This is a genomic window from Pseudarthrobacter enclensis, assembly GCF_030811655.1.
Lineage (GTDB): Bacteria > Actinomycetota > Actinomycetes > Actinomycetales > Micrococcaceae > Arthrobacter > Arthrobacter enclensis_A.
The window spans coordinates 1-2,197 of record NZ_JAUSRE010000054.1 but is presented as its reverse complement, the minus strand read 5'-3'; the positions used below and the strand labels follow the sequence as shown (position 1 = coordinate 2,197).

General features: G+C 66.7%; 3 protein-coding genes. All 3 read right to left on the bottom strand.

Annotated elements, in window-relative coordinates:
* Positions 1-224: lipoyl domain-containing protein (locus tag J2X98_RS22150; protein ID WP_307312674.1), on the bottom strand; the 224-nt coding region annotated here is incomplete at its 3' end.
* Between the two features lie 36 nt (positions 225-260).
* A complete protein-coding gene (locus J2X98_RS22145) occupies positions 261-1,307 on the bottom strand; it encodes an alpha-ketoacid dehydrogenase subunit beta (protein ID WP_307312672.1) in 1,047 nt (348 codons plus the stop codon).
* Positions 1,304-2,197, bottom strand: an 894-nt coding sequence (locus J2X98_RS22140; RefSeq protein WP_307312670.1) for a thiamine pyrophosphate-dependent dehydrogenase E1 component subunit alpha, incomplete at its 5' end; no start/stop codon positions are given. The genes J2X98_RS22140 and J2X98_RS22145, both read right to left, overlap by 4 nt.

Sequence of the window (2,197 nt, the reverse complement as noted above, 5' to 3'; positions counted from 1 at the left end):
GCGATCAGGCTTCGGACATCGACCGTTTCGCCTTCGGGGACGACGATTTCGGCCAGGACGCCGGAGGCCGGGGACTCGAGGGTCTCTTCGACCTTCTCGGCTTCGACCTCGGCCAGCGGTTCGTCCTCGGTGACGGCGTCGCCGACGCGCTTGAGCCAGGTGGTGATGGTGCCTTCGCTCATGCCCATGCCCCACTGGGGCAGCAGGACCTCAACTCTTGCCATTTTCTTTCTCCTTGCTTTGGGGTTCTTCAGGGGGTGTCACATGCGCGGTGCGGGCGATGTGAGTTCGTTGTTCAGGGTGTTCGCCATCAAGCCCGTGACCCGGCGGACCGCGTCCTCGATCTTGGTCCGGTTCGGGTAGAGCTGCTTCTCGAGGGCGGGGCTGAACGGGATCTGGGTATCCGGCGTGGTCACCCGCATGATCGGGGCCCGGAGGGACTCGAAGGCCTCCTCGGCCACGATGGCCGAAATCTCCGCCGCAGCCGAGCAGGTGCGGTGGGCCGGATCGGCGATGACCAGCCGGCCGGTGCGCTGCACGGACCGGATGACTGCTTCGGTGTCGAACGGGACGAGGGTGCGCGGGTCGATGACCTCGACCGAGACGCCTTCCCCGGCCAGGGTTTCGGCGGCCGCGAGGGCTTCCGGCACGGCGCTGGAGATCGCGACGACGGTGACATCATCGCCGGTCCGGGCCACGTTGGCCTGGCCGAACGGGATCTTGTATTCCTCCTCCGGGACCTCACCCTTGCTGCCCCAGAGCAGGCATGCTTCGAACGTCAGGACGGGGTCATCGGTGTCCACTGCGGTCCGTAGCAGGCCCTTCGCGTCGTAGGGGGTGGACGGGACGATGATCTTCAACCCGGGCACGTTCATGAACATCGGGTAGGGCCGGTCGGAGTGGTGCGCGCCCGTGTTCAGCCCGTAGAACATTGCAGAGCGGAACACCACCGGGATTGACGCCTGGCCGCCGAACATGTAGCGGTTCTTGGCTGCCTGGTTCACGAACTGGTCCATCGCCATGTACAGGAAGCTCGAGTACGACAGGTCGACGATCGGCCGCAGGCCGGTCATGGCCGCGCCGATCGCAGCGCCCACAATGACTTCTTCCGAAATCGGGGTGTTGCGGATGCGGTTGGCCCCGAACATCTCCAGGAAGTCGCCCTTGTCCTTGCGCGACTTCCCGGCACCGGTGGTGCCGTAAACGTTTGCTTCGACATCCTCGCCAATAATGACGACCCGCTCGTCGGCCTCCATGGCCTCGCGCTGGGCGGCGCCGATGGCGCCAAGGTAGCTCATGACAGTCATGCGATTGCTCCGATCGGCTCGGTGTAGAGGTCTTTGAAAGCGACGCTGGGGTCGGGGTAGGGGCTCTCATCCGTGAACCGGACGGCCTCGTCAACCTCGGCGAGGACTTCGGCTTCCAGGGCGTCCAGTTCCTCGGCCGTGGCGATCCCTTCCCGCTCAAGGTGCCGGCGGAACAGCACAATGGGGTCCCGCTCCACCCAGGCGGCTTTTTCTTCCGCGTCGCGGTAGTCGGTGCCCAGGCGCAGTCCCTCGGAGTGCTCGTTGAACCGGTACGTGACCACTTCCACGAGGGAAGGGCCCTCGCCCCGGCGGGCGCGTTCGACAGCGGTCGTGACCGCCTCGAACACCGCGAGCACGTCCTGGCCGTCCTCCACCCGGACACCGGGCATCCCGAAGCCGGGGGCCCGGTCCGCGATCACACCGGACGTCACCGTGTGGGCCGGGGTGGACAGCGCGTACTGGTTGTTCTCGCAGAGGAAGATCACCGGCAAGTTCCACACCCCGGAGATGTTCATGGCCTCGTACAGGCACCCCTGGTTCGCCGCGCCGTCGCCGAAGAACGCCAGGGACACCTTGCCGTTGCCCAGCACCTTGCTTGACAGGGCAGCGCCGGTCGCGATCGGGATCGACGAGCCGACGATGCCGGACTCCCCCAGGCTTCCGACGGCGAAGTCGGCCAGGTGCAGCGACCCGCCCTTGCCTTGGCACACGCCCGTGGCCTTGCCCACCAGCTCTGCCATGAGCGGACCCAGCGGGGAGCCCTTGCCAATCGGGTGGCCGTGGCTGCGGTGGTTACCGGACATGTAGTCCCCGTCCCCCAGCGCCATGCAGGCCCCGACAACCTGGGCCTCCTGCCCGATGCTGGTGTGCACGGTGCCAGGGATCTGGCC

Excerpts from the sequence above, each read along its gene's own strand:
- J2X98_RS22145 (WP_307312672.1), bottom strand. The coding sequence starts at position 1,307 with ATGACTGTCATGAGCTACCTTGGCGCCATCGGCGCCGCCCAGCGCGAG.